A 26198-nucleotide genomic window follows, 5' to 3' on the forward strand; every position below is an offset into this window, starting at 1 on the left:
TGACTAATGTTATAATGTAACATTTATTCACTCTTATAACTAGTCGGTAATCATCATAATATGAAACGTTTTCTAACGGCGTGCGCAATTGTACTCGCAAGTACGTCTATTGCCCAAGCATCAACCGTTCTAACCAGTATCAAACCAATTCAGCTCATCACAGTTGAGTTGACAAAAAACATCTCACAAGCTGAGGTACTCCTTGGTTCAAACACCTCACCTCATGACTATGCATTGCGTCCTTCAGACGTAAAACGCCTACGAAATGCCGATCTCGTTGTTTGGTACGGTAATGACTTGGAACCGTTTTTAACCAAAGTCCTTAAAGATCAAGACAATGTACTGACATTGAGTGATATCAATGGGTTAGAGTTGCGTGAATTTGCTGGTGGCCATCACGACCATCATGGTCACGACGGGCATGATCATGGTTCTCACGATCCTCACTTTTGGTTAGGCTATAAACCGACAATGCAAGTGGCGGAAGCGATCACGCAAAAACTTGTTGAGTTAGATGCGACCAACAAAGCTGAGTACGTAAAAAATCTAGAAGTCTTTAAGCAGCAGTTAACCGAACAGAAAGCAGCAATCACTAAACAGTTAGCGCCAGTTGCTGATGCGGGCTACTATGTCTTCCATGATGCTTATGGTTACTTTGAGCAAGATTTCCCTCTAAATCACCTTGGCTATTTTACGGTGAGCCCAGAGCGCAAACCAGGCGCGAAAACACTGATCTCTATCCGTAAAACGCTAGCGGCTGAACAAGCGCGATGTGTATTTTCAGAGCCTCAGTTCACACCAGCAGTGGTTGAATCAGTCACTCGTGGTAGTAACGCTAAAACAGGTGTCCTAGATCCATTGGGTATTGATGTCGAAGCGGTTGAAGGTGGCTACTTTAAGTTTAAGCAAAACCTTGCTGATAGTTTTAGCAACTGCTTAACGCGCTAAATATGACATTCAGCCAAAGGTTTGTGCCTTTGGCTGACATAAGATACCAATCAAAATAAATATTTGGTCATTCTTGCTGGTTAAAATCGCTGATAGCAGCGTTATAGCTATGTTTTGAAAGAATGGTGAAGGTAGAAAAACTAGCTATCTGCAATCTATGCCTTGCTCTAAGCGATTTTTCCTGCGCAATTATCTGAACACCTATTTATCCCGATTGGTATTATCTGTGAACTCATCGAAAAACTTGCCAACTATTTCCTTTCCTTACTTGTTAATCCCCCGATTTCCTAGATAATTATTATCACAAAATAACAATAGAGCTATTAGGCTCAGCACGCCAACGATTTGGTCTTTTTTATCTGCTGCTAGGAAATGGATTATCTTGAGTAAGATTGCAACTTTGCTGCTTTTTCTCCTCTATACGGGAGTGACGATGGCGGCAAATACGTCACCTAAGCTGTTTTATCCTTTGCCAACTTTAGCGCAGGGGAAGGTGTTCGCTGCCAAGCAATTATTCCTTGCTGATGAGGGAGGAATTTGGCTGCAAGACGTACGCGATCAAGTGTTGTTCTTCGATGGGCAACATATCCTTCCTGAAAAGGGCTCGGCGCTTGATCATGAAGCGTCACAAATCGCATTTCTAGACAACGCTTTTTGGTCATTTTTCCAAAACGAAATCTACCGTACTGTTCCTAATCAAGAAAAGGAGTTGGTGTTTAGTTTAACGCCCGGAACAGAGATCCTAAAAATTGGTTCATCCAAGCGTTATATCTGGGTATCTGATGAACGTAATTTTTATACCTATCAAATTGATAGTGGCGAGTTTCAAACCTTCTCCTTGATGGAGTTGTATCAGTACAACCAGTCCTCTCAAATCGCAATTAGTGACGCTAAGTTTATTTTCTCTAAGTGGGTGGTGGCGACCAATGCGGGTGTTTATCTCTCTGAAGGGAGTCATTTTGAGCATGTTTCAAGTTCTGGCAAAAACTATGTCGAAAAACTCTACTTCTCTGAAAAGCGACGTGAACTGATCATTGGCTCATTGAATGGCGCGCTGATTTTCAATATCAACAAACCGAACGAGCCAATTCGCACCATCGCAGGTAGTCATGTACTGAGTATTACCGAAACGGATCAAGAGTACTGGATTGGCACCGAAAAAGGTCTGTTTGTTTATACCTTCTTAACAGGTGAAACTCAGAAGTTTGAGCAGGGGATTGGCGCAGGCAATAGTTTAGCGGGCGAAAAGATCTACTCTCTTCTCAACGATAATACTGGTGGGATCTGGGTCGCCACCGATCGCGGTGTTCGCTATTTTTCTCTCTACTCGCATAAGTTTACCCGCTATTCAAATGAAGATATGTCAGTTGTGAGCCGAGGAGAAAAGCTCGTCGAGCTTTATCGTAGTAAAGGGCGGGACGGTTATTGGCTACTAACCAACAAAGGCGTTTTTAAGATAAATCTAGTTAAACCGTCTTCACGAAAACTGGTATTTCGCGGCAGTGTGCACGATGTAGAAGAACATAATGGTGTTCTGTGGTTGGCTACCGATAAAGGTATTGTCTGTGTTAATGCAGATACGGGCGAGGTTATCGATGATGACTTGCCCAACTTCCTAAAAACTAACACGGTGAGATTCCTAGAGTTTAACCACGGCAAAATGATCTGGGGTGCAAGTGATACTCAACTGTGGAGTTTCGATCTGGTCAGTCGCAAGCTTACACAGTATGGTTCTGAGTGGATGATCGACAAATATCTCCCTGCTCAGTTAACTAATATGTACGTGACTTCTCAAGACTATGTGACGTTAGGGACCGAGCATGGGATGTATGTCGTCCGCGATGGCCAGATTAGTTTTGTGGGGGAAAGTATCCCATTTGGTGAAGTGATTGATGCGGTGCAACCATCAGAAAGTGAGCTTTGGGTAGCCAGTCGCTATGGGCTGTATCGCTTAGATTTGTTCACTAATAATGTCGATCCCATTGATATGGTTGATGGCCACGTAACACCAAAATGCTTGATTCAAAATCAAGACGGCATTTGGCTGACCTCATCCACAGGGCTTTCCCGTTACACACCTCAAGGCTCATTGACCCAGCATTATGGCGAACCATTTGGTGTCATCAGCAACGAATTTTTGCCGGGTGTGTGTACTTTTGGCAGCGACAGCGAAAAAAACATTTTCTTTGGGGCTGATAGCAGCCTAGTGAAGGTAAACACCCAGCAATTAGTGGTGAGTCGTTTACCCGATACACGTGTGATATTTAGCCAAATCAAGCGCAATCAAAAGCTTTTTTCCTTAGCCAATACGGTGCAAGAAACACCACAAATCGGCTATGGAGAGTCGATCTTTTTCCAGTTTGGCTTTCTGCCGAGTGCTAGCAACATCAATCTTGAATATCGCTTGAACCAAAGTAGTGACTGGCAGGCACTGGACGGCAGTACCTTGACCATTGAACACCTCATGCCCGGGGAATATAGCCTAGAGGTTCGCGCCGTCAGGAATGGGCGAGTAAAAGGCAATAGCAACAGCTATCAGTTTCTGGTCACCGAACCTTGGTTTCTTAGTCACATTGCGATAGTTACTTACGTACTTGCGGTACTGGTTGTTATCGCGGTTATCGTTTACTGGCGTTCACGTTTAATGGCGAAGTCAAACCGCTTGCTTAAAGCCCAAGTGGCACTCAAAACCAATCAGCTACGTCATCAAAGCCGAGTTTTGCTCGGCAACAACAATCAACTGCGTAAGCAGCTTGAAGTGCGTTGGTTGATTTATAGTCAGTCTGTCAATGAGTTAAAAGAGCGGCTTAACACAACTGCTTCTAACTCGTTAACCCATGAGCAGCTTATTGGTTATATGCAGCAAGAGCTAGAAACGTTAATCAATGTGCGTTCAACGAATGGGCAAGCTCTTCCTGTATTTAATCTCACCATGATCGTGAATTCGGTGATCAGTAGTTGGAAAGATGAGCTAGCCAAGGTGGGAGTCAATGTTGAGCTTGAATCTGACCAAGAGCTATTTATAGGCCTGAATGACTTTAATCTTGATGAGCTATTTAACCTACTGTTTGATGGTATTTTAAGACGCTGCTATCGCAATCAAACGGTAGTGATTCAGTTAGCGCAAAAAGAGGGGATGGTTGTTTTCTCTATGCTGGATCAAGGTGATGCCTTTGACTCTAATTCTGGTAGCGTGACATCATCAGATAACTTGCATAAGCTCGTCACGCAAAGCGGTGGCGAGATGAGCTTGTTTAGTTCTGAGGATCGCAACCTATTGGAAATCAGTTGGCAAGAGAGTGTCTCTTTCGAGAGCAACCCGATTGTGATGCCAGCAGACGAAGAGTGCGCTGAACTTGTCCACGATGACCCTTGGCTATCAAAGGTGATTCAATTGGTTGATGACCACTATACCGATCCTGAATTTAGTACCTCTTCTGCGGCTAAGATGCTCTACGTATCGGAGCGAAGCCTACAGCGCAGGCTTAAATCATCAATAGAGAAAACCTTCACCGAGTATTTGACAGAGGTGCGTTTAGACAACGCTTGTCGCCGATTACTTGCAGGGGAAAAGGTCTCGGATGTTGCCTTTGAGTGCGGTTTCAATGACCCTTCTTACTTTAGCCAAAGGTTTAAGCACCGTTTTGGTATGTCACCAACCCAGTTTGTTGAGCAACAAAGCCGCTACTAGCTAGAAAGAGCGATCAGCTAATACCACTGTCCTATAGTACCGCGTGAGCAATACGCGGTAAGGCAGTTATTTCATACGCTTGTTACCCCATGCCAGCAACTAGCTCGCTGCAAACTATCCCTTCTAAGTAATTTTGCCTGCCTAATTATTTAGACACCTATGTACCGCGATAGGGATTGGAACTGCTTTGAAATTACGATGTAGATCTTCTTTAAGCGTATTGGACAAGAGCTAATGGCTATAATCGCTTGCGTGAATTGCGTGAATTGCGTGAATTGCGTGAATTGCGTGAATTGCGTGAATTGCGTGAATTGCGTGAATTGCGTGAATTGCGTGAATTGCGTGAATTGCGTGAATTGCGTGAATTGCTTAGAGAGAAAGAAAAAAAATATCGTGGCATAGCCGGGGGGACTATACCACGGGTGCCAACGACACCTTCGCTTGCTGCCGGAGTGACGCTGATGCGCCACCTCTGGAATTCAATGTTGTCTTAAGGGATGCCCTCTCGACGTGATTAACTATAGCGAGTAGGACTTTTTTTACTTATAAAATTAACGCCAAGATGGCATAAGAAAAGCGACAGTTGACTAAGTTGATGTATATTAAGGAAAAATTGGTTTTTCTCTTTATTTGTTTCAGCAATTAATCTGCCCAAACAGTAAGAAAAAGCTATCTTTTGACGTAATTGACGAGTGCGCTTTTAACGTTTTTGCCTGGAGTGAGCCAAGCTAAAGGGCTTCTGTAACGGATCTAAAGAGTGGTTTATCAGAGGTGGTGGAGCATGCGAAATACTCACCTTTGCCACAATAGGTAATTAGCGACCACAAGAGCCGTCTATAACCTCTTAATAGATAAATTGAGTCAGATATTCTCAACGCTTCTATCGAAACTTGGAAACATTGATTTCAGGCAAGATCTGCTAGAACAGTTGAAGATAAAATTGTAAGCATAAATAACAATCCTTCTCATTATAAATAACTGGTCTCGCAATGAAACTCTCACAACTACAACAAGGGCAAGTCGCTACCATAACTGGTTTCTCAGAGCTCTCTAATGACGTGCGAAAAAAACTGATGGTGATGGGGCTTTTGCCACAAACACCGGTCACACTAATTCGAAAAGCCCCAATGGGTGACCCGCTACAAGTCGAAGTTCGCGGAGTTTCGCTTGCTGTCCGCGTTAACATTGCCGATGCAATTACAGTGGAGGCGAACTAATGGAATACAAAATTCTAACGGTTGGTAACCCTAATAGCGGTAAAACGACACTCTTCAATGGCTTAACAGGTACCAAGCAGCAAGTAGGTAACTGGGCAGGGGTCACTGTCGAGAAGAAAACAGGTAAGTACTCTCATTCTAGCGACGACTTTTTGCTTACCGACCTTCCGGGTATCTACGCTTTAGACAGCGGCAATGATGGCAATAGTATTGATGAGTCTATTGCGTCAAGAGCAGTGCTAACCCATCCCGCAGACCTAATTATTAATGTTGTAGACGCCACTTGTCTTGAACGCAGCTTATATATGACTTTGCAGTTGCGTGAGCTTGGCCGACCTATGGTTGTTGTGCTTAATAAGATGGATGCGCTAAAGCGTGAGCGTCAGACCATCGACATTAAAGCGCTCGAAAAGGTGCTAGGTTGCCCAGTGATGGCAATCTCTGCCAACAACAAATCTCAAGTTCAATCCTTTAAGGACCGCTTACATAAAGCGTTAGTACAAGGTGTTGCACTAAATGAAATCCGCCTAGACTACGGGATCGAATTTGAGCAGGCAATTGAAACTATCTCGCCAATCTTCAAATCGCAATCTGAAGTATCGGCGCGAGCATTGGCAATACGTGCACTAGAAAACGATCTTCTGGTTGTTAACTCTCTAGCGGAATCTGACCGAGTGATCGTAAAAGCAGAGCAGCAGAAAGTTGAGCTAGATATCGATCTACTGGTTGCTGATGTGAAATATACTTTTCTTCACCAGCAGTGCCAGAAAGTCCGTCGCAGCGAAGGCAAACTAAGCCATAGTTTCACCGAGAAAGTGGATGCCATCATTCTCAACAAATGGATCGGTGTGCCTTTCTTCTTTGTTGTCATGTATCTGATGTTTATGTTCTCTATTAATATTGGTAGCGCCTTTATCGACTTCTTCGATATTGGTGTTGGCGCTTTGCTTGTTGATGGTGGACATTATCTACTTGATGACCATCTACCAGTTTGGCTAGTGACCTTATTGGCTGACGGTGTTGGCGGCGGTATCCAAACCGTGGCAACGTTCATTCCTGTGATTGCTTGTTTGTATCTATTCCTCGCGGTACTGGAAAGCTCTGGCTACATGTCGCGCGCGGCATTTGTGCTCGATAAAGTAATGCAGAAAATTGGTCTACCGGGTAAAGCCTTTGTTCCATTAGTTCTAGGCTTTGGTTGTAACGTGCCATCGATTATGGCGACACGTACGCTCGATCAAGAGCGTGAAAGAAAGCTCGCTGCCTCTATGGCACCATTTATGTCATGTGGTGCGCGACTGCCCGTTTATGCATTATTCGCCGCGGCATTCTTTCCTCAAAGTGGTCAAAACATTGTTTTCGCACTGTATCTATTGGGTATCGTTTCAGCCGTGTTTACGGGGCTGGTTCTCAAGAAGACACTTTACCCAGGCTCAAGTGATAGCCTGGTAATGGAGATGCCAGACTATGAACTGCCGACGATGCGCAATGTGGTGATCAAAACATGGCAGAAGCTGAAGCGCTTTGTTTTGGGCGCGGGTAAAACCATCGTTGTGGTTGTAACGATTCTGAGCTTCCTAAACTCAGTAGGTACTGATGGTTCATTTGGCAACCAAGACAGCGAAAACTCAGTGCTGTCGAAAGCATCGCAAATTGTTACGCCTGTATTTGCCCCAATTGGTATTCAAGAGGACAACTGGCCTGCCACGGTGGGTATCATCACGGGTATCTTTGCCAAAGAAGCGGTAGTCGGTACTTTGAATAGTCTCTATGCGCCAAGCGAAGAGGAAGGTGGGGAATACGACCTAATGGCGAGCCTTGAAGAAGCGGTAATGTCTATTCCAGATAACCTAGCAGGGCTAAGCTACTCAGATCCACTGGGTATTGAAGTGGGCGACTTGACTGACAGCCAAGCGGTTGCAGAAGAGCAAGAAGTCGATGCGTCTATCTTTGGTAACTTGAAAGGCTATTTTGCTTCAAGCAATGCGGCATTTGCTTACCTTATTTTTATCTTGCTTTACACGCCTTGTGTTGCCGCTATGGGTGCCTACGTACGTGAGTTTGGTCAGAAATATGCGCGTTTTATTGCGGTATGGACGATGGGCTTAGCTTACGGGAGTGCGGCGCTTTACTACCAAGTTACTCACTTTGCTGATCACCCTGCTACAAGTTCAGCGTGGATAGCAGGTATCTTGTTAGTGAGTTTTGCGACTTACCGAATTCTTAAGTCCGTGGGTAGCAAACAGAGCCAAGTTTTAGAGGTACAAACCGCATGATTCTTGCTGAGCTAAAGCAGTGTATTGATCAGAATGGAAGCATTTCTCGTCGTGAACTAGCGAAGAAATTTGCGATGAGTGAAGATGGTGTTGATGCGATGCTCTCAGTGTGGATTAAGAAGGGAAAGATCTCGCGATTTATCGATACCAATGCATCACACAATGTCACTCGTATCAGATACGCTAAAGTGAAAGCCGATGCCTTAGCTCTGAATGTCACCATGTAGGTGGTCTGTGATAGCAAAAGCCGTTCTAGATAGAACGGCTTTTTAATAGGCTTTTGGAAACAAGCAGTTACGCTGGAGAGAAAATCGAGCTCAACGAAAGAACATTTTTAATTCGGCCCAAAAGCTGCGCTTGCTCCTCATCACTGCGAAATTGTCCGTCTGTATTACCCCAAATAGGACCAGGCCATGCGATGTCATCTTTAAAGCGAGCGATATGGTGAATGTGCAATTGAGGCACCATGTTACCAAGCGCACCAAGATTGAGCTTGTCAGGTTGGAATGTGGCTTCTAACGCTTGGCTTACCGCTTGTGATTCTAACAAGAACTGTTGCTGCTCTTTCATTGGTAAGTGATGTAACTCTTTTAAGTTGCTTCGCTTAGGTACAAGGATAACCCAAGGTACAGCTTTGTCCTTATGCAGTAGAGCAAGGCATAAAGGGAATTGACCAATCACAGTGGTATCTTTAGCGAGTTGAGGATGCAGTTCAAAACTCATAGTTAGTATCCGTTTGTCTCTATTTTCGATTAGTATACGCCAAATAAAACAAAAGGTTGACGCTCTCACGCCAACCTTCATCATTCTAGCTCTCTAGCTCTCTAGCTCTCTAGCTCTCTAGCTCTCTAGCTCTCTAGCTCTCTAGCTCTTACATACGCTCTAGCGTATCGATACCTAGTAGAGATAGACCTTGCTTGATAGTTTTCGCTGTTAAAGCGGCTAGCTTCAAGCGGCTTTGCTTCACAGACTCATCTTCGCTGCTTAGGATCGGGCATGCTTCGTAGAAGCTAGAGAATTGACCCGCTAGCTCGAATAGGTAGCTACACATGATGTGTGGTTGACCTTCACGAGCAACAGATTGAACCGCCTCTTCGAATTGAAGAAGTTTAGCAATCAGCGCTTTCTCTTTCTCTTCAGTAACTTTGATTTCGCCAGATAGCTCATCCATAGAGATACCTGCCTTAGCGAAGATAGAAGAAACACGAGTAAAGGCGTATTGCATGTACGGTGCCGTGTTGCCTTCGAACGCCAGCATGTTGTCCCAGTCAAACACGTAGTCAGTAGTACGGTGCTTAGATAGGTCAGCATACTTAACTGCAGCCATAGCGACCGTTTTCGCGATGTTTGCTTTCTCTTCAGAGGCTAAGTCAGCGTTCTTAGATTCGATCAGCTTGATTGCGCGCTCTTCTGCTTCATCAAGAAGATCAGCAAGACGAACTGTTCCACCTGCTCGAGTCTTAAATGGGCGACCATCTTTGCCTAGCATCATACCGAAAGCGTGGTGCTCTAAAGAAACTTCTTCTGGCACATAGCCTGCTTTACGAACGATAGTCCAAGCTTGCATTAGGTGTTGGTGCTGACGAGAGTCAATAAAGTAAAGTACACGATCTGCGCCTAGTGTTTCGTAACGGTACTTAGCACAAGCGATATCAGTCGTGGTGTATAGGAAACCACCATCACGCTTCTGGATGATAACACCCATCGCTTCGCCGTCTTTGTTTTTGTACTCATCTAGGAACACAACTTGAGCGCCGTCATCTTCTTGCGCTAGACCTTGCTCTTTAAGGTCAGCAACAATGCCAGGTAGCATGTCGTTGTACATGCTTTCGCCCATAACATCATCACGAGTTAGAGAGACGTTTAGACGGTCGTAGTTACGTTGGTTTTGAACCATAGTAACGTCAACAAGCTTTTTCCACATTTCAGCGCAGTATTCATCACCGCTCTGAAGTTTTACAACGTAGTTACGTGCTCTTACTGCGAACTCTTCGTCTTCGTCGTATAGTTTCTTAGACTCACGGTAGAAGGCTTCAAGGTCTGAAAGCTCCATTGAAACTTCACCAGACTCTTTTTGTACACGCTCTAGGTTTGCGATAAGCATACCGAACTGAGTACCCCAGTCGCCGATGTGGTTAGCACGTACAACTTTGTGGCCAAGGAATTCTAGTGTACGAACAACGGCATCACCGATGATAGTTGAACGTAGATGGCCTACGTGCATCTCTTTAGCAACGTTTGGTGCAGAGTAGTCAGCAACAATCGTTTTTTGTTCTTCTGCTGCAACGCCTAAACGAGCGTCTGCTAGGGCTACATCAGCCTGTTTCGCTAGGAACTCTTCGCTTAGGAAAATGTTGATAAAACCAGGGCCTGCGATTTCTGTTTTACTCGCGATACCTTCAAGGTCTAGAACATCCAATACTTTTTGCGCGAATTCGCGTGGGTTAGTCCCTAGTTTTTTTGCAACGCCCATCACACCATTTGCTTGGTAGTCACCAAACTGAGGTTTTGCAGATTGGCGAACGGCTGCAGGGCTGCCTGCAGGTGCGCCAGCGGCTTCTAAAGCCTGAGAAACTTTGTCATTAATAAGTGCTTGGATATTCACACGCGCTTCCTTCAATTCTTGGGAATTGGTTAGCTATGCATTCGTTACTATTCGGGTGATTCTTCAAGTGGAACCATGAATAATATCCACCAAGTGGAGTGAATGCATATCTCGATCTAGTTCATAAATTTGGCGCACATAATAGCAACTTTATTGCTTCTCTTATAGGGAGTGAACTGGGAAATTTACTACTTTTCCTGATGATCTTGTTACTATTAGGAAAAAAATAACGTTTTGACTAAATCAATCAAGAGGAATGGCTGTTGAAAGCATAAAGAACTGGGTTACGAGTCAAACGTGAATGGTTTGATTTTATGCATAAAATTCATGGTTTAAGCGAGTTTCTGCATATTAATTGCGCATGTTTTAACTCGTTGGAGCACATGAACGAAAAAGACGGCTACAAAAGAACCGTCTTGAGATTATCTTAAGCCGAGCTAAGCGATTAGAACTTGAGTTCTGCACCCATGAAGTAACCATCCATACGGATGTTGGTTTCCTTAGTTGTCTTATGCTTAAACTCGTTATCCATAACGCGGTAACCCGCCTTTAAGCCAAGATCAAGTGGACCCATTTCGATGGTCCATTTTGCGCCAGCTTCACCATCAAAAGTTTTGGTGCCGTCAAAACGACCCGCAGAAACCGTTGAGTACAAGGTAACTGGTGTTGCTGGGATGGTAAATTCTACATCACCGTACGCAGCCGGTTGCCACTCATTATCTTTTACGCCAGAAAAATGTTGCATGTTTAGACCGAAGTCAACGCCGATCATATTAGTGTCGATCAAACGGTAGTAAGCAATGTAGTCAACTTGGCGATACGACATATCAAACTTGTCAGATTTTACGTTTGTTGAGCGGATTTTTGCGTTAGGGATTAATGGAACAAAGTGTTCAAAACCGACGTAGTATGAATACTGAGATTGGCGTTCACCCGCTTTAATGTCATCTACTTTTGCTTCCGCTGACCAGTAATCGAAGCCACCTTTAATTTCAAAGGTATCTCCAGGTGCCGATAGGGCTGCAAATGGAGTAAGAGCAGAAAGGGTAAGGCCTGCGCCCAAAAGAGTTTTCTTAAAAGACATGATTGCAATCTCGTAGCAAAAGTTGATGAATAAAAACGGTCCGCAATATAGCAGCATTAGAGATTGGTAAAGTCCGGATAATGTCATTGTTTTACGTTGAACCATATGGTTCGGCTATTAACCATTATCTTCGAAATATGAGTGGTTTAGTGGTGACACACTTTTATGGATGCGGTCACTACTGGTACTGCGCAACATTGAACGGTAACATTCACGCATTAGCACTGAAAGGAAAGTTCGATGACTAGTCAATTACAGCAAGCTGCACTTTTACCATCGCAAATGCAGCAAGCCCTGCCTGAGTTCATTTCTCAAATCATGACGCTTGCTGACAAGCTTGGTTTAGAGTTATCTCAGTATCAAGCTGATCACATCGCCATGCGCATTAATGAGCCAGATTTGGCTATGCAAGCACATCAGGAGTGGAGCTCGTATGGGCAAGTTATCTCACAAGCACAGATCAATGGTCGACCTATTGTCGTTATCGCGTTTGATACACCGCTTGAAAGTCACGGTTGGAGTTTTGAGTGTTTGGAGTTGCCTTACCCAGCACAAGGGAAGATTTATCCAAAACAGGGTTGGGAACACGTTGAGTTTGTTGTGCCTTCAACGGCGCAAACCGCGGAGGAGTACCTAGCGGATCTCAAGCAACAATTCCCTGATTTTGCGGCTCGGTGGGAGAGGCTGTCAGAACTTGGCATCAAAACTAAGCTATCGAGTCCGAAAGGGGAAGGTGAGCGTTTGAACAATCCGACGGTGGCATTCAAATGGCAAGGGGTGTGCATTAAGCTTCACCCCCATTCATTGAAAAAGATTGTTGAGTCTGAGCAGGCTGCTTAAACCTGCAACATCACATAGCGATTAGCCAAGTTCAACATCTTTAGGTCTCAATTGAAATTCTTCAATTGAGCCTATCTCCAAACCAAGGTTTAGCTTCTCGGACTCATGATGCGCGTTACCTTGAGTATGCATAATGAGACGATTAGCTGTTCTTGGCTTAAGCTCGTTAACCACAAAACGAATCATGTCGGTGCGGGTTAATGCCTTTAACTCTTCTAACACCACTTCCCGTTGATTGAACTCGGTATCCTTATTACCGATGGCGACCCATAGGCGTTGGGCGCGCCCACGTAAAGTGGTATCTGGGGTCGAAATTTGATTCCACAGACCTCGTTTACTGCTGTGCCATTGGTATTCATTAAGCTCTAGCAACACCATGTAAAAGGCGTTGAGGAACTCGTCGATGGAACTGATAAGATCAATCGGCGCTGCATTTGGTGACTGAACATAAAGCGCAATCCCCGGATGCCTGTTTAATGGCAGATTTCCCGTACCAACCATATAGCCAAGTTGCTGTTTGGTTCGGATCTCATGGAAGAAGGTCGCAGACATTAAGTGGTTGGCTAAGGAATACAAAGCGATGCTTTTGGGGCTGGTATCATCACATTGGTAGTACAGCACAGTGGCTGAATCTTCCTGATCACAGAAGACTTCTCGTTGGAATGAACCGTTTTTGCCGAGCATAACAAGTGGGCGCAGGGCTTCTTCATATTGCTGGTCTTGTACTCTTAATGCATCTTTGAGTGTGTTGCCGAGTGACAGTGCATCTGCTCTTGTCCAATCGCCGTAGACAAACATTTCGACGTGTAATTCCGCCAAGATCGCGTCAACAAAGCTCGCTAATTCATCTACCTCTATTGACTCTAAGGCTTCAACTAAGACGGAGTAGGGAGGGTTGTTGGGTTGTAAAATACCTGTCAATGCGTTGAAAAGCTGTGAAATTGGACGATCCTGCGCTGAATTGCGCCAATTTCTTAGAAGTTGCTGCTTGATGGTGTTAAATCGCTGGCTACTAAACTCACGTTTAGCGAACCTCTCTAAGATCTGTTTCATTAACTCAGGCTGCTTTTGGCTAAAACCCGATATTGTGAGAGTGACACCACCTTGATGGGCATACATGTTGTAACCCATCCCGGCAATCTCTGCTTGGTAGGTATCAGCAGCGAGGCTGTCTAAAAACATCTCTACACAAAGGCGCGTTTTGACGATGTTTCGAGGGGTTTCTACCGCATGTGGGCTATCTATTGCGATATAAACGACACCTTTTGGTACGCGAAACTCATCATCTTGCAGATGCCAAAGCTTAAACCCGGGCAGCTCTTCTAAAACTTGAGGGGTTGCATGGGAAATCTCTAGCTCTTTAGGGTCAAGGTCGTAGCAAATGAACGGGTTTTTTTCAGGTAGTTCGAACGCTAATGGACTTGGCTTAAGGTAGTGCTCCCTTTGTTGTTGAGTAAACTCTGTCACTGAGTAAGGGGTGAAGTACCATTTGGCCGTTTTATCATATTCATAGCCATGTGCAATAAGCGTTGTACGCAGATTGGCTGGAGAAAAGTAGTCAAGCAGCGACATAAGCAGTGTTTCATCGTAGCGCTTCATCATGAAATCGCCGTAGACGATGTCTTGCTCTTGATAGTGCTGCATATTGACCACTAAGTGGCTCACCAGATCGAGAGGGCGAGTTGGTTCTTGAAAGCGAAATGCGGATTCTAGAACCGCTTGTTTTTCTAAGTAACGCCACTCATCTAATCCGTTTTCTGCGATCAAAGAGATATAACTGAATACCGCTTGAGTAATATCGTCTATGTAATCAAGACCAAGTGGTGTGAGTGCGCAGCTGACGGTAAACTCACGATAATTGCTGCCGCTTGTACCTCCCCCGGCAGATAAAGAGGTAATCCAGCCTTTATCTTTGAGCACCAACATTAAGCTTCCAGCACCTTCGTAACCGAGCAGGTGAGCAAAATAAGACAAGGGCTTAGATTGGTAGTACTCATCCATGCTCGGCATTGGAAAAGTCAGGATGAGTTTACGAATCTCTTTGACCGGTTCGACATTAACTAAGATTGAGGTTGATTGCTTGTCGGTATAAGGCGCAGTAATACACTTCCCTGATAGCTCATGATTGGGAATTGCCGAGAATTTTTCATGGCACCACGCTTCTAACTCATCCAGCTCTTGAGGGCCAATCACTGTGAGCGTCATTAAGTCGGCGGAGTATTGCTCATAGTGGAAGCTGACAATCTCATCTCGAATCGATTGCCCATCTCTATCAGCCAACGTCTCTAAATTACCAACTGAAAATTTGCTGAAAGGGTGGGCAGGATTAACCAGCTCTTTGTGGACTTGATACAACCTTCTCGAGTCATCGTTGAGTTTTAGTTTGTATTCAGATTCTACCGCTTGGCGCTCTTTATCTAGTGCTTCTGAGTTAAAAAGAGGCGCAGTAAAAAACTGACTAAAACGATCGAGGCTTGGTTCAAAAGCGCTTGGCGAGACATCAAAAAAGAAACAGGTATGCTCAGTGCCCGTCCATGCGTTATTGCTGCCACCATGTTGATTAATATAGCTTTGAAACTCTCCCACTTTAGGGTATTTTTCTGTGCCCAAAAATAGCATGTGTTCTAAATAGTGGGCGAGGCCTTCTCTATCGATGGGGTCGTCGAAGTGACCAACATTCACTGCCAATGCAGCTGCGGACTTTTGCGCACTGTGATCGTGAATTAGTAAAACCCGCACACCGTTAGCTAAGGTGAGGTAACGGTACTGGTTCGTATCATTTGGACTAATGTGCACAATACACTCTCCGAACTTATGAAGTGGTCTTATAGACAATAGAGTAATTATGACTCGGATATGGGCGACTGCAAACTATCTGTTTGAGAAATATGAGCAAAATGGGTTAACGATAGTTAACAATTTGACTTTAAATAGTGTTAAGAAAGTCAGGGTCTTTGCTCAAAGAATTGATATAATTATTTACAGTTCAACGAAAATTTAGCGGTTTTATAGTTTTCCGCTCAATAATAATTACGCTGTAGATAAACAGTGAGACAACAATATTCCGCATTAAAACGACAGCGGATAGTATTAGGAATATGCCATGAAAATTTTCATCATGCGTCATGGAGAAGCCGAGCATTTTGCCCAATCAGATGCCGAAAGAGAGCTCACTCAAAATGGCAGAAGTGCCTCTGTTGCGGTAGCTCGCGCTTGTGCGGAGAGAGGTTTTTCACAGTTCGATAAAGTGTTAGTCAGCCCCTATGTCCGCGCTCAGCAGACCTGGCAAGAAATATCGAACTGTTTTGAATCCGAGCAAGTAGAAAGATGTGAAGACATTACGCCTTACGGTGAATCAGAGCAGGTTGCGGATTACGTATCGGCGCTTATTGATGTCCACCAATACCAATCGATTTTATTGGTGTCGCATCTTCCGTTAGTCGGCTATCTTACCGCCGAGTTTGTCGCTGACATTCATCCGCCTATGTTTCCCACTTCAGGTTTAACCTGCATTGAATATTCGCCAGAAAAACGCTCTGGTGAGATTTTGTTCAATATTCAACCCTAATTGTTGCGTTTGGCAGGGAAAGCTTACCTCCCTGCTAAGCCACTCTTCATTACGCTGAATCCTCAGTCAGCCATTAATTTGACAGAGTAGATGGACTGGATATTGCATAGCTAGTCCAAGTTCTTCTTTTTTCCGACTATTGTAGCTACTCAACTATGAAGTTTTCTTTGCCGTTTGCGGACAAGTTACCACCAATTCCTCAAAGAGCGATGCCTGCGATTGGCGCGCCGATCATGGTATTGGCTACATTGGCAATGGTTATCTTGCCAATTCCAGCATTCTTGCTCGACTTATTCTTTACCTTCAATATCGCTTTAGCCATGGTTGTCTTGTTGGTGACGGTATACACCCGCAGACCCCTCGACTTCGCAGCATTTCCTACCGTACTGCTGATATCGACACTTTTACGTCTGGCGTTAAACGTAGCGTCAACGCGTGTGGTACTGCTTTATGGTCATGAAGGTTCAGGCGCCGCTGGTAAAGTAATTGAAGCCTTTGGTAGCGTAGTTATTGGTGGTAACTATGCAGTGGGTCTTGTGGTCTTCCTGATCTTGATGATCATTAACTTCATGGTTGTGACCAAAGGTGCAGGACGTATCTCTGAAGTTAGCGCACGTTTTACCTTGGACGCCTTACCGGGTAAGCAGATGGCGATTGATGCCGACTTAAATGCCGGACTGATTGACCAAGACCAAGCCAGAACGCGTCGTCAAGAAGTGACCAAAGAGGCGGATTTCTACGGCTCGATGGATGGTGCTTCAAAATTTGTAAAAGGTGATGCCATCGCTGGTATCTTGATCCTATTTATCAACATCATCGGTGGTTTATCCATCGGTATGGCTCAGTATGACCTTGGCTTTCAAGATGCTCTCCAAATCTACACCCTATTGACGATTGGTGATGGCTTGGTTGCTCAGATCCCATCGTTACTACTTTCAATCGGTGCGGCGATTATGGTAACTCGCCAAAACACTGATGAAGATATGGGACAGCAGGTTGTCTTCCAAATGTTCGACAACCCGAAAGCCTTGATGATTACCGCTGCTATTCTTGGCGTGATGGGCTTAGTCCCGGGAATGCCACATTTTGCGTTCTTGTTGTTAGCCATTATTGCTGGTGGTGGTGCTTACTGGATTTACCGCAAGCAGAAGAAAGCAGCAGAGCAACCTGCGACTCCTGCAACGACCGAACAAGAAACAACGACACCCAAAGAGCTCTCTTGGGATGACGTTCAACCTGTCGATATCATCGGTTTAGAAGTTGGCTATCGACTTATCCCTCTGGTTGATAAAGACCAAGGTGGTGAGTTATTGGAGCGTGTTAAAGGGGTACGTAAAAAACTATCGCAAGATTTCGGATTCTTAATTCCAGCAGTCCATATTCGCGATAACCTAGAGCTTACCCCCAATAGCTATCGTATTACCCTGATGGGGGTAGCTGTCGGTGAAGCAGAAATTCGACCAGATATGGAACTCGCCATTAACCCGGGACAGGTCTACGGGATGATTGAAGGTGAACCGACAATCGACCCTGCATTTGGCCTTGAAGCGGTTTGGATACGCGAAGAGCAACGCGAACATGCGCAGGCGCTCGGTTATACCGTGGTCGACTCATCGACGGTACTGGCAACCCATTTAAGTCAATTGCTGACCAACAATGCGTCACAACTAATTGGTCATGAAGAAGTGCAAAATCTACTTGAGATGTTGGGTCGAAGCACACCTAAGTTGGTGGAGAGCTTTGTACCAGATCAGCTTCAATTGGGCGTGGTGGTGAAAGTGTTGCAAAATCTGCTTAATGAAGCGGTACCAATCCGAGATATCCGCACTATTGTTCAAACCTTGTCCGAGTACTCAAGTAAGAGTCAAGAACCCGACATTCTAACTGCTGCGGTTCGCATCTCACTTAAACGCTTAATTGTTCAGGAAATCAATGGGATAGAGCCTGAGTTGCCAGTAATTACTCTTATTCCTGAATTGGAACAAATATTGCATCAGACAATGCAGGCTTCTGGCGGGGAATCAGCGGGAATTGAGCCAGGCTTAGCGGAGCGACTACAATCATCATTAAGCCAAGCGACTCAAGAGCAAGAGCTAAAAGGTGAACCTGCGGTGCTTCTGACATCTGGTGTGTTACGTTCTACGCTTGCCAAGTTTGTTAAGAACACGATTCCTTCACTAAGAGTTCTCTCTTATCAAGAAGTCCCTGACGAGAAACAAATTCGCATTGTTCAGGCTGTCGGAAACTAAGTCTAATGCGTTGATATACGGTACTTAATTTGAAGATTAAACGATTTTTTGCCAAGGATATGCGCACCGCCTTACTCCAAGTGAAAGGGGAGTTAGGCGATGATGCGGTGATCATGTCAAACAAAAAAGTCGCGGGTGGTGTAGAAATTGTCGCTGCGGTTGATGGGGCTGAAGGAGCAAAACGTCAAAGCAACGGTTATAACTCAAGCCCTCGCCACAATAATACTCGCCAGGCACCTGCCAGTATTCCTACAACAAATCAACGCGCACTGGATGACGACCGTGTGAGCTTGCAATCCCAAGCGGATTCGGGTCGCTCAATGACCAAACGCTTTGCGAGTATGCTTAAACAGTACAGCAATGGTGCAGACGGTTCGCAGCAGGAACGCGATGAAAACCCTGATTCATTGTCTGCCTTACTTCAAAGGCAGTCGGCGACACGTGACCAATCGCGTGAAAACGTCCAAATTAAAGAAGATTCCCCATTAGCGCGTTTAATTGCTGAAGATCGCCGAGTTGAAAGGCCAGCAGCTAAACTTGATCCAACGCGTTATGAGCGTCAACGTCGTGAAGATCCTTCAGTCTCGAATGAAGACCTAGAAGAGATGAAAGAAGAGATGACGTCGATTCGTCAGCTTCTAGAACATCAGGTTTCAGGCTTAATGTGGCAAGAGGTGGAGCGTCGTGAGCCATTGCGCGCGATGCTCATCAAACGCCTAGAGCGTATGGGTGTCTCTTCTGACCTAGCCGATCAGCTCGCCTGTTATATTCCTGAAGATACGCCACCGACTAAGGCATGGAAAGCGCTGCTTGGCTTGGTTTCAGACCAGATCCCTATTTCTCGCCAAGACATCTTAAAACGTGGTGGCGTGGTTGCACTGTTAGGCCCAACAGGAGTGGGTAAAACCACAACGGTTGCGAAACTGGCGGCACGTGCTGCGATGGAGTACGGATCAGACAACGTAGCACTGGTTTCGACAGATACTTATCGTATCGGTGCACACGAGCAATTGGCGATTTACGGAAGAATTATGGGATGTCCTGTAAAAGTCGCTAAAGATTCCAATGAGTTAGCCGATGTAATATATCAATTAAGAAATCGTCGCCTAATTCTGGTTGATACCGCAGGTATGGGACAGCGTGATGTAAGGCTGTCTGAACAATTAGATACGCTTATGCATGAAAGTGGAGAAATGATTCACAGCTACTTGGTTTTGCCCGCAACGGCTCAACGAAAAGTACTGCAAGAGACCATTGATCACTTTAAACGCATACCGCTATCAGGGTGCATTATGACTAAACTGGATGAATCGCTGAGTCTCGGTGAATTTGTCAGTGTCGTTGTACAGAATTCTCTGCCCGTTGCTTACATAGCGAATGGACAACGAGTTCCGGAAGATATTGTAATAGCGCAACCGAAGTACATGGTCGCTAAAGCAAACGAATTATTAGAGAAGTCGACAGATGATGAACCTCACTACTGGAATAGTGAAGCGGAGAGGTTCTAGGCGGCGGACGATTATGACTAAAGATATGATACAAGACCAAGCAAGCGGATTACGCCGCTTAACACAGCCATCATTGACCAAGGTTATTTCTGTAACAGGTGGTAAAGGCGGTGTTGGTAAATCAAACGTAACGTTGGGTATGGCTATCTCAATGGCTCGCCAAGGCAAAAAAGTCATGGTGCTAGATGCTGATTTGGGGTTGGCAAATGTCGATGTAATGCTCGGTATTCGGCCAAAGCGTAACCTAGGCCATGTGCTCGCAGGCGAATGTGAACTTAAAGATGCGATTGTAGAAGGTCCGCATGGTATTAGGATCATTCCAGCGACATCCGGAACCCAGTCGATGACCGAGCTCTCACATGCTCAGCATATCGGTTTGATCCGAGCGTTTGGCAGCTTAGAAGATGAAATGGACGTTTTGCTGATTGATACAGCGGCGGGTATTTCAGACATGGTTGTGAGTTTTTCTAGAGCTGCGCAAGATGTTGTTGTGGTAGTTTGTGACGAACCTACGTCAATCACTGATGCATATGCTTTAATTAAATTGTTGAGCAAAGAACATCAGGTGCAACGTTTTAAAATCGTTGCAAATATGGTCAGAAGCTATCGAGAAGGCAGAGAATTGTTCGCAAAGTTGACCTTGGTCACAGAGCGATTCTTGAATGTGAGCCTAGAGCTCGTAGCATGTATTCCGTTGGATGATAAAGTTAGACAATCTGTTAAGAAACAAAAGATTGTTGTAGACGCGTTCCCAAGATCTCCGGCGGCTCTCGCAATTGGCTCCTTAGCGAATAAAGCGCTGACATGGCCAATTCCGAAAACACCGAGTGGACATCTTGAGTTTTTTGTAGAACGCTTACTAAATAGACCTGAGATGCTAGAGGAACCATTTGGTGAATAAGGCTTTGACCTATGAACAGTATGCAAATCAAGATAGCCAACGAGCATTTTTAGAGAAATACTCGGTGTTGGTGAAGCGTATTGCTCACCATTTGCTAGGACGTCTGCCGCCAAGTGTCCAAGTAGAAGATCTTATTCAAGCGGGCATGATTGGATTGCTCGAAGCGCAAAAAAACTACGATGGTAGCAAAGGCGCAAGTTTCGAAACGTATGCTGGCATTCGCATCCGAGGTGCTATGCTTGACGATATACGTCGAGGTGATTGGGTACCTCGTTCTGTACATAAACATAATCGTGAGGTTAGTCAGGCAATATCTACTCTAGAAGGTTTACTGAATAGAGATCCAACTGATGCAGAGGTTGCACAGCATTTGGGGATTAGCCTAGACCAATACCATACAATTTTAACGGATATTAACTGCTCTCGTTTGGTCGGAATCGAAGATCTGGGTGTTTCAGAAGATGCAATTTCACCCGAAGATACCGACAAAGAGAACCTTCCATTCCAAGGTGTAGCAGATGAGTTTTTCCGAAAAGCGCTAGTAGATTCAATTAAATCGCTTCCAGAACGTGAAGCTCTAGTACTTTCGCTTTATTATGATGAAGAGTTAAACTTAAAAGAAATCGGTGAGGTGATTGGTGTTAGCGAGTCACGCGTTAGCCAAATACTAAGCCAGTCAATGCAGCGTCTACGCACAAAGTTAAGTGCTTGGACAAATAATGAGTAAACATCACTGATCTCGAACTCAGTGGAGGCAATTTTGAATAAAAACATGAAAATCCTTATTGTTGACGACTTTTCAACAATGCGTCGTATTGTTAAGAACCTACTTCGCGATCTTGGGTTCAACAATACTCAAGAAGCGGATGATGGCTTAACGGCGTTACCTATGCTCAAGAAAGGGGAGTTCGACTTTGTCGTGACAGACTGGAATATGCCAGGCATGCAAGGTATTGACCTTCTCAAGCATATTCGAGCAGACGATGAACTAAAGCATCTTCCAGTTCTAATGATTACTGCAGAAGCGAAACGCGAGCAGATCATTGAAGCTGCGCAAGCAGGTGTAAATGGTTACATCGTTAAACCGTTTACTGCTGCAACACTAAAAGAAAAACTAGATAAAATATTTGAACGTTTATAAGTCAAGGTATTGACTTAAGGCGCTAAAGGCCAATTCAGAATGATTTCATTAGAACAGGCAAAACAACTCGTAGAGATGTTGGAAGCTGGTCAGCAACAGGAAGCGGATCTTCTTGTGAAAGACATCTACCAAAACGACTCGAATCCAATGTTTCAAGAAATTGGAGAATTGACTCGTGACTTACATGAGTCAATTAAACATTTCAGCATGGATGACCGCATGAGTGAAATTGCCAATGACGAAATCCCAGATGCAAGGGATCGCCTCCAATACGTCATTGACAAAACTGAGGTTGCTGCCAATAAAACCATGGATGCAGTTGATCGCTGTATGCCTATTGCGGATAACCTCCATGAAGGGCTGCTGCAAGTTCGCCCTCAATGGAATGAGCTTATGCATGGTCGAATTGAACTCGCTGAGTTTAAAGCACTCTGCCACCGCATCGATGATCTACTCGGTGAGGTTGAAGGAGACAGCTCAGAACTTCGCGGGCAATTGACTGAGATTCTAATGGCTCAAGACTTTCAAGATCTGACCGGTCAAATCATCCGCCGCGTGATTACCTTAGTCGACGAAGTCGAAGGTAGGTTAGTCGAAATACTAACAGCGTTTGGTTCGAGTCAGCTGGAAGAAAGCACGAATAACAAGAACAAAGCATCGACGGACCCTGAAGGTCCAATCCTTAACCCTCAAGAAAGGGATGATGCCGTTTCATCACAAGACGAAGTCGACGACTTACTCTCAAGTCTTGGGTTTTAGAGGTAACATATGAGCTACGATTTAGACGAAGACATCCTACAGGACTTTTTAGTCGAAGCAGGAGAGATATTGGAACTTCTCTCTGAGCAGTTGGTCGAGCTGGAAAACAATCCTGAAGACAAAGATCTCCTCAACGCCATTTTCCGTGGTTTCCACACGGTAAAAGGTGGTGCGGGATTCCTTGCACTCACCGAACTCGTTGACACCTGTCATGGTGCAGAAAACGTGTTCGATATTTTGCGAAATGGACAACGCTCAGTTACTGCAAGTCTAATGGATACCATGCTCCAAGCCTTAGATACGGTTAATGAGCAGTTTAAGGCCGTCCAAGATCGTGAGCCGCTTCCTCAAGCAGAACAATCTCTTTTAGATGAGTTGCATCGACTGTGCAAACCTGAGTCTGAAGACGAAGTCGTGGCAGATGCTCCAGCAGCGGTAGAGGCTCCTGTGGCTGAAGAACCTGTTATCGAAGAGCCAGCACCTGTTGAAGCGCCTCAAGCGGAAGTTTCTGCAGGCTCAATCGATGAAATTACTCAAGACGAGTTTGAAAAATTGCTTGATGAACTACATGGTTCAGGCACTGCGCCTGGAGCTGCATCAAGCGAAGCCGCTCCTGCCGCCGCGACACCACCGCCACCTGCGCCCGCTGCAGGTGGAGATATGAGCGGTGATATTACCGATGATGAGTTTGAAAAACTTCTAGACGAACTTCATGGCACAGGGCAAGGTCCGGGCAAAGGCGATGTAGCGCCAACAGCTCCATCGGCGCCTGCGGCACCATCTACACCAGCGCCAGCAGCTCCAGCAGCCGGTGCCGGTGACAGTGATTTAATGACTGATGAAGAGTTCGAAAAACTGCTCGATGATCTTCATGGCTCAGGTAAGGGCCCTTCTATTGAAGAGCTAGACGCGGCAACTAAGCCAGCGGCGACTAACCCAGCACCTCCTCCGGCTCCTGAGCCTAAGGCTGCGCCTGCACCAAAACCAGCTCCAGTGGCTAAAGCCGCACCAAAAGAAGCGCCTAAGCCGCCAGCGAAGAAAGAAGCGGCTGTCCCGGCAGCGCAAGCTAAGAAACCGCAAGCAGAAGCGACGGTACGTGTTGATACTTCAACACTTGATACCATTATGAACATGGTTGGTGAGCTTGTACTGGTTCGAAATCGACTGCTTAGCCTAGGGTTAAACAGCAACGATGAAGAAATGTCGAAAGCGGTTGCTAACCTAGATGTTGTTACTGCGGATCTTCAGGGCGCGGTAATGAAAACGCGTATGCAGCCAATTAAAAAGGTATTTGGCCGTTTCCCTCGCGTTGTTCGAGACCTAGCACGTAGCTTGAAGAAAGACATTAATCTTGAAATGCGTGGTGAAGACACCGACCTAGACAAAAACTTAGTTGAAGCGCTTGCCGATCCATTGATTCACTTAGTTCGTAACTCGGTTGACCATGGTATTGAAATGCCTGACGCTCGTGTCGCAGCAGGTAAATCCAAAACGGGTAAAGTGATTCTTTCCGCTTCGCAAGAAGGTGACCACATTGAACTTGCCATCGTCGATGATGGTGGCGGTATGGACCCGGACAAGCTTCGTGGTATTGCGGTTAAACGCGGTATCATGGATGAAGATGCGGCTTCCCGATTAACAGATAAAGAGTGTTTCAACCTGATCTTTATGCCTGGTTTCTCTAGTAAAGAGCAAATTTCAGACATCTCCGGTCGTGGTGTTGGTATGGACGTTGTTAAAACAGCGATCAACACTCTAAACGGTTCAATCGATATTGACTCTGAAATGGGTAAAGGCACCAAGATAACCATCAAGGTACCGCTAACGCTCGCGATTTTGCCAACACTTATGGTTGGTGTAGCGGGGCACCCATTTGCGCTTCCATTGGCAAGCGTGAACGAGATTTTCCACTTAGACTTGAGCCGTACTAACGTAGTTGATGGTCAGTTGACCATTATCGTACGTGAGAAATCGATTCCACTGTTCTATCTACAAAACTGGCTAGCGCCTCAAGCAGGTCAAGTCGAGTTACGTAAAGGACATGGTCACGTCGTGATTGTGCAAATCGGCAGCCAACGTGTTGGTTTTGTCGTCGATACACTCATTGGGCAAGAAGAGGTGGTGATCAAACCACTAGATAACTTGCTACAAGGTACACCAGGTATGGCTGGTGCAACCATTACCAGTGATGGCCACATCGCACTGATACTAGATGTGCCAGATTTGCTTAAGCAGTATGCCGCTGCTTCTCGAATCTAAATCGCGAAATATAGAAGGACAAATATGGCGATCAAAGTATTAGTTGTCGATGATTCGAGTTTTTTCCGCCGCCGAGTGAGTGAAATCATTAACTCTGAAGCGCGATTAGAAGTTATTGATGTTGCGACTAACGGTAAGGAAGCGGTAGATAAAGCCTTGCGAATCAAGCCTGATGTCATCACCATGGATATTGAAATGCCGGTTATGGACGGCATTACTGCAGTTCGCGAAATCATGGCAAAAAGCCCTGTGCCTATCTTGATGTTTTCTTCGCTTACCCATGATGGGGCGAAGGCAACATTAGATGCACTCGATGCAGGTGCTTTGGACTTTTTGCCAAAGAAATTTGAAGATATCGCGCGTAATCGCGATGAGGCAGTGACCTTACTTCAGCAGCGCGTGATTCAAATTGCGTCAAAGCGTGCAATGATGCGCCGCAGTATGCCAAAACCTGCGGCACCAAGTCGTCCAGCATCACAACCTGCGACAACTCGCTCTTCTCTTCGTCCGGCGCCAGCGGCTCCTACCGCGAAGCCTGCGGTAGCTACACGTTTTAAATCGAGTGGTAAAAAGTATCAACTGACCGCTATTGGTACCTCTACGGGGGGGCCAGTAGCGCTACAGAAAATTCTCACTAAGTTACCTGCAAACTACCCTCATCCGATTGTGCTTATTCAGCATATGCCAGCTACATTTACGGCGGCATTCGCGAGTCGATTAAATTCCTTGTGTAAGATTCAGGTTAAGGAAGCGGCTGACGGTGATCCATTGAAACCCGGCGTGGCTTATTTAGCACCCGGTGGCAAGCAGATGATGATTGAAGGTCGTCCCGGTTCGGCAAAACTGCGCATTATTGATGGCGGCGAACGCATGAACTACAAGCCGTGTGTTGATGTCACTTTTGGTAGTGCAGCGAAAATCTATTCTGATCAAGTCTTGTCAATGGTACTGACAGGAATGGGAGCAGATGGTCGCGAAGGGGCACGTATGCTGAAAGGTGCCGGCTCAACGATATGGGCTCAAGACGAAGAAAGCTGTGTTGTTTATGGCATGCCACAGGCAGTTGCAAAAGCGGGGATCTCAACAGAGGATCTTCCGTTAGACCGAATTGCTGAACGTATGTTAGTCGAAGTCGGTCTAGCATAGAGGTAA

General features: G+C 45.3%; 20 protein-coding genes. 16 read left to right on the forward strand and 4 right to left on the reverse strand.

The features are described 5' to 3' along the window. Positions 1-60 precede the first annotated feature (60 nt). The 6 genes from znuA to IX91_RS04550 all read left to right on the forward strand — a co-directional run bounded on the left by znuA (position 61) and on the right by IX91_RS04550 (position 8359). The gene (znuA, locus tag IX91_RS04525) at positions 61-948 is read left to right on the forward strand and encodes a zinc ABC transporter substrate-binding protein ZnuA (RefSeq protein ID WP_004747660.1); all 888 of its coding nucleotides are present in this window, start codon (positions 61-63) and stop codon (positions 946-948) included. A gap of 433 nt (positions 949-1381) precedes the next feature. After that, a complete protein-coding gene (locus IX91_RS04530; RefSeq protein WP_004747662.1) occupies positions 1382-4639 on the forward strand; it encodes a helix-turn-helix domain-containing protein in 3258 nt (1085 codons plus the stop codon). Positions 4640-4887: 248 nt separating this feature from the next. Continuing rightward, on the forward strand, positions 4888-5133 hold the full coding sequence (locus IX91_RS26475) for a hypothetical protein (RefSeq protein ID WP_004747663.1): 246 nt from the start codon (positions 4888-4890) through the stop codon (positions 5131-5133). 495 nt (positions 5134-5628) lie between these two features. Further along, a complete protein-coding gene (locus IX91_RS04540; protein WP_004747666.1) occupies positions 5629-5856 on the forward strand; it encodes a FeoA family protein in 228 nt (75 codons plus the stop codon). Beyond that, entirely contained in the window at positions 5856-8132 is a 2277-nt protein-coding gene (gene feoB, locus IX91_RS04545) for a Fe(2+) transporter permease subunit FeoB (RefSeq protein WP_004747667.1), read from the forward strand. The genes IX91_RS04540 and feoB overlap by 1 nt, the downstream gene beginning before the upstream one ends. Next, positions 8129-8359, forward strand: coding sequence for a FeoC-like transcriptional regulator (locus tag IX91_RS04550; protein WP_004747670.1), 231 nt, complete (start codon positions 8129-8131; stop codon positions 8357-8359). Before feoB ends, IX91_RS04550 begins: the two co-directional genes overlap by 4 nt. 67 nt (positions 8360-8426) lie before the next feature. Here IX91_RS04550 and IX91_RS04555 read toward each other — a convergent pair whose 3' ends face one another. The 3 genes from IX91_RS04555 to IX91_RS04565 all read right to left on the reverse strand — a co-directional run bounded on the left by IX91_RS04555 (position 8427) and on the right by IX91_RS04565 (position 11821). Continuing rightward, entirely contained in the window at positions 8427-8855 is a 429-nt protein-coding gene (locus IX91_RS04555; protein WP_004747671.1) for an HIT family protein, read from the reverse strand. A gap of 148 nt (positions 8856-9003) precedes the next feature. Then, positions 9004-10737, reverse strand: a complete 1734-nt coding sequence (argS, locus tag IX91_RS04560; RefSeq protein ID WP_004747672.1) for an arginine--tRNA ligase — start codon at positions 10735-10737, stop codon at positions 9004-9006. Positions 10738-11182: 445 nt separating this feature from the next. Further along, a complete protein-coding gene (locus IX91_RS04565) occupies positions 11183-11821 on the reverse strand; it encodes a TIGR04219 family outer membrane beta-barrel protein (protein ID WP_004749266.1) in 639 nt (212 codons plus the stop codon). Positions 11822-12061: 240 nt separating this feature from the next. On the opposite strand from IX91_RS04565, the gene IX91_RS04570 reads away from it, so the two are divergent. Then, positions 12062-12661 carry a VOC family protein gene (locus IX91_RS04570; RefSeq protein ID WP_004747674.1) on the forward strand — a complete coding sequence of 200 codons (600 nt, stop codon included), beginning with the start codon at positions 12062-12064 and terminating at the stop codon, positions 12659-12661. A gap of 21 nt (positions 12662-12682) precedes the next feature. Here the strand turns inward: IX91_RS04570 and IX91_RS04575 are convergent, their stop codons facing one another. Continuing rightward, the gene (locus IX91_RS04575) at positions 12683-15457 is read right to left on the reverse strand and encodes an insulinase family protein (protein ID WP_004747675.1); all 2775 of its coding nucleotides are present in this window, start codon (positions 15455-15457) and stop codon (positions 12683-12685) included. 307 nt (positions 15458-15764) lie between these two features. Here IX91_RS04575 and sixA point away from each other — a divergent pair, with 307 nt between their 5' ends. From sixA to IX91_RS04620, 9 genes are all read left to right on the forward strand, one after another. Then, entirely contained in the window at positions 15765-16229 is a 465-nt protein-coding gene (sixA, locus tag IX91_RS04580) for a phosphohistidine phosphatase SixA (protein WP_004747677.1), read from the forward strand. A gap of 155 nt (positions 16230-16384) precedes the next feature. Next, positions 16385-18478, forward strand: coding sequence for a flagellar biosynthesis protein FlhA (gene flhA, locus IX91_RS04585; RefSeq protein ID WP_004747678.1), 2094 nt, complete (start codon positions 16385-16387; stop codon positions 18476-18478). Positions 18479-18507: 29 nt separating this feature from the next. Then, entirely contained in the window at positions 18508-19986 is a 1479-nt protein-coding gene (flhF, locus tag IX91_RS04590; RefSeq protein WP_004749265.1) for a flagellar biosynthesis protein FlhF, read from the forward strand. Between the two features lie 13 nt (positions 19987-19999). Beyond that, complete coding sequence (locus IX91_RS04595; RefSeq protein WP_038197399.1) at positions 20000-20887, forward strand: MinD/ParA family protein; 888 nt, start codon at positions 20000-20002, stop codon at positions 20885-20887. Then, positions 20880-21614 carry an RNA polymerase sigma factor FliA gene (locus IX91_RS04600; protein ID WP_004748637.1) on the forward strand — a complete coding sequence of 245 codons (735 nt, stop codon included), beginning with the start codon at positions 20880-20882 and terminating at the stop codon, positions 21612-21614. Before IX91_RS04595 ends, IX91_RS04600 begins: the two co-directional genes overlap by 8 nt. 45 nt (positions 21615-21659) lie before the next feature. Next, entirely contained in the window at positions 21660-22028 is a 369-nt protein-coding gene (gene cheY / locus IX91_RS04605) for a chemotaxis response regulator CheY (RefSeq protein ID WP_006879571.1), read from the forward strand. 39 nt (positions 22029-22067) lie between these two features. After that, positions 22068-22787 carry a protein phosphatase CheZ gene (locus IX91_RS04610; RefSeq protein WP_004748639.1) on the forward strand — a complete coding sequence of 240 codons (720 nt, stop codon included), beginning with the start codon at positions 22068-22070 and terminating at the stop codon, positions 22785-22787. Between the two features lie 9 nt (positions 22788-22796). Then, entirely contained in the window at positions 22797-25046 is a 2250-nt protein-coding gene (locus IX91_RS04615) for a chemotaxis protein CheA (protein ID WP_004748640.1), read from the forward strand. A gap of 24 nt (positions 25047-25070) precedes the next feature. Next, positions 25071-26192 carry a protein-glutamate methylesterase/protein-glutamine glutaminase gene (locus tag IX91_RS04620; RefSeq protein WP_004748641.1) on the forward strand — a complete coding sequence of 374 codons (1122 nt, stop codon included), beginning with the start codon at positions 25071-25073 and terminating at the stop codon, positions 26190-26192. Positions 26193-26198: the final 6 nt, after the last annotated feature.

The organism is Vibrio tubiashii ATCC 19109 (assembly GCF_000772105.1).
Lineage (GTDB): Bacteria > Pseudomonadota > Gammaproteobacteria > Enterobacterales > Vibrionaceae > Vibrio > Vibrio tubiashii.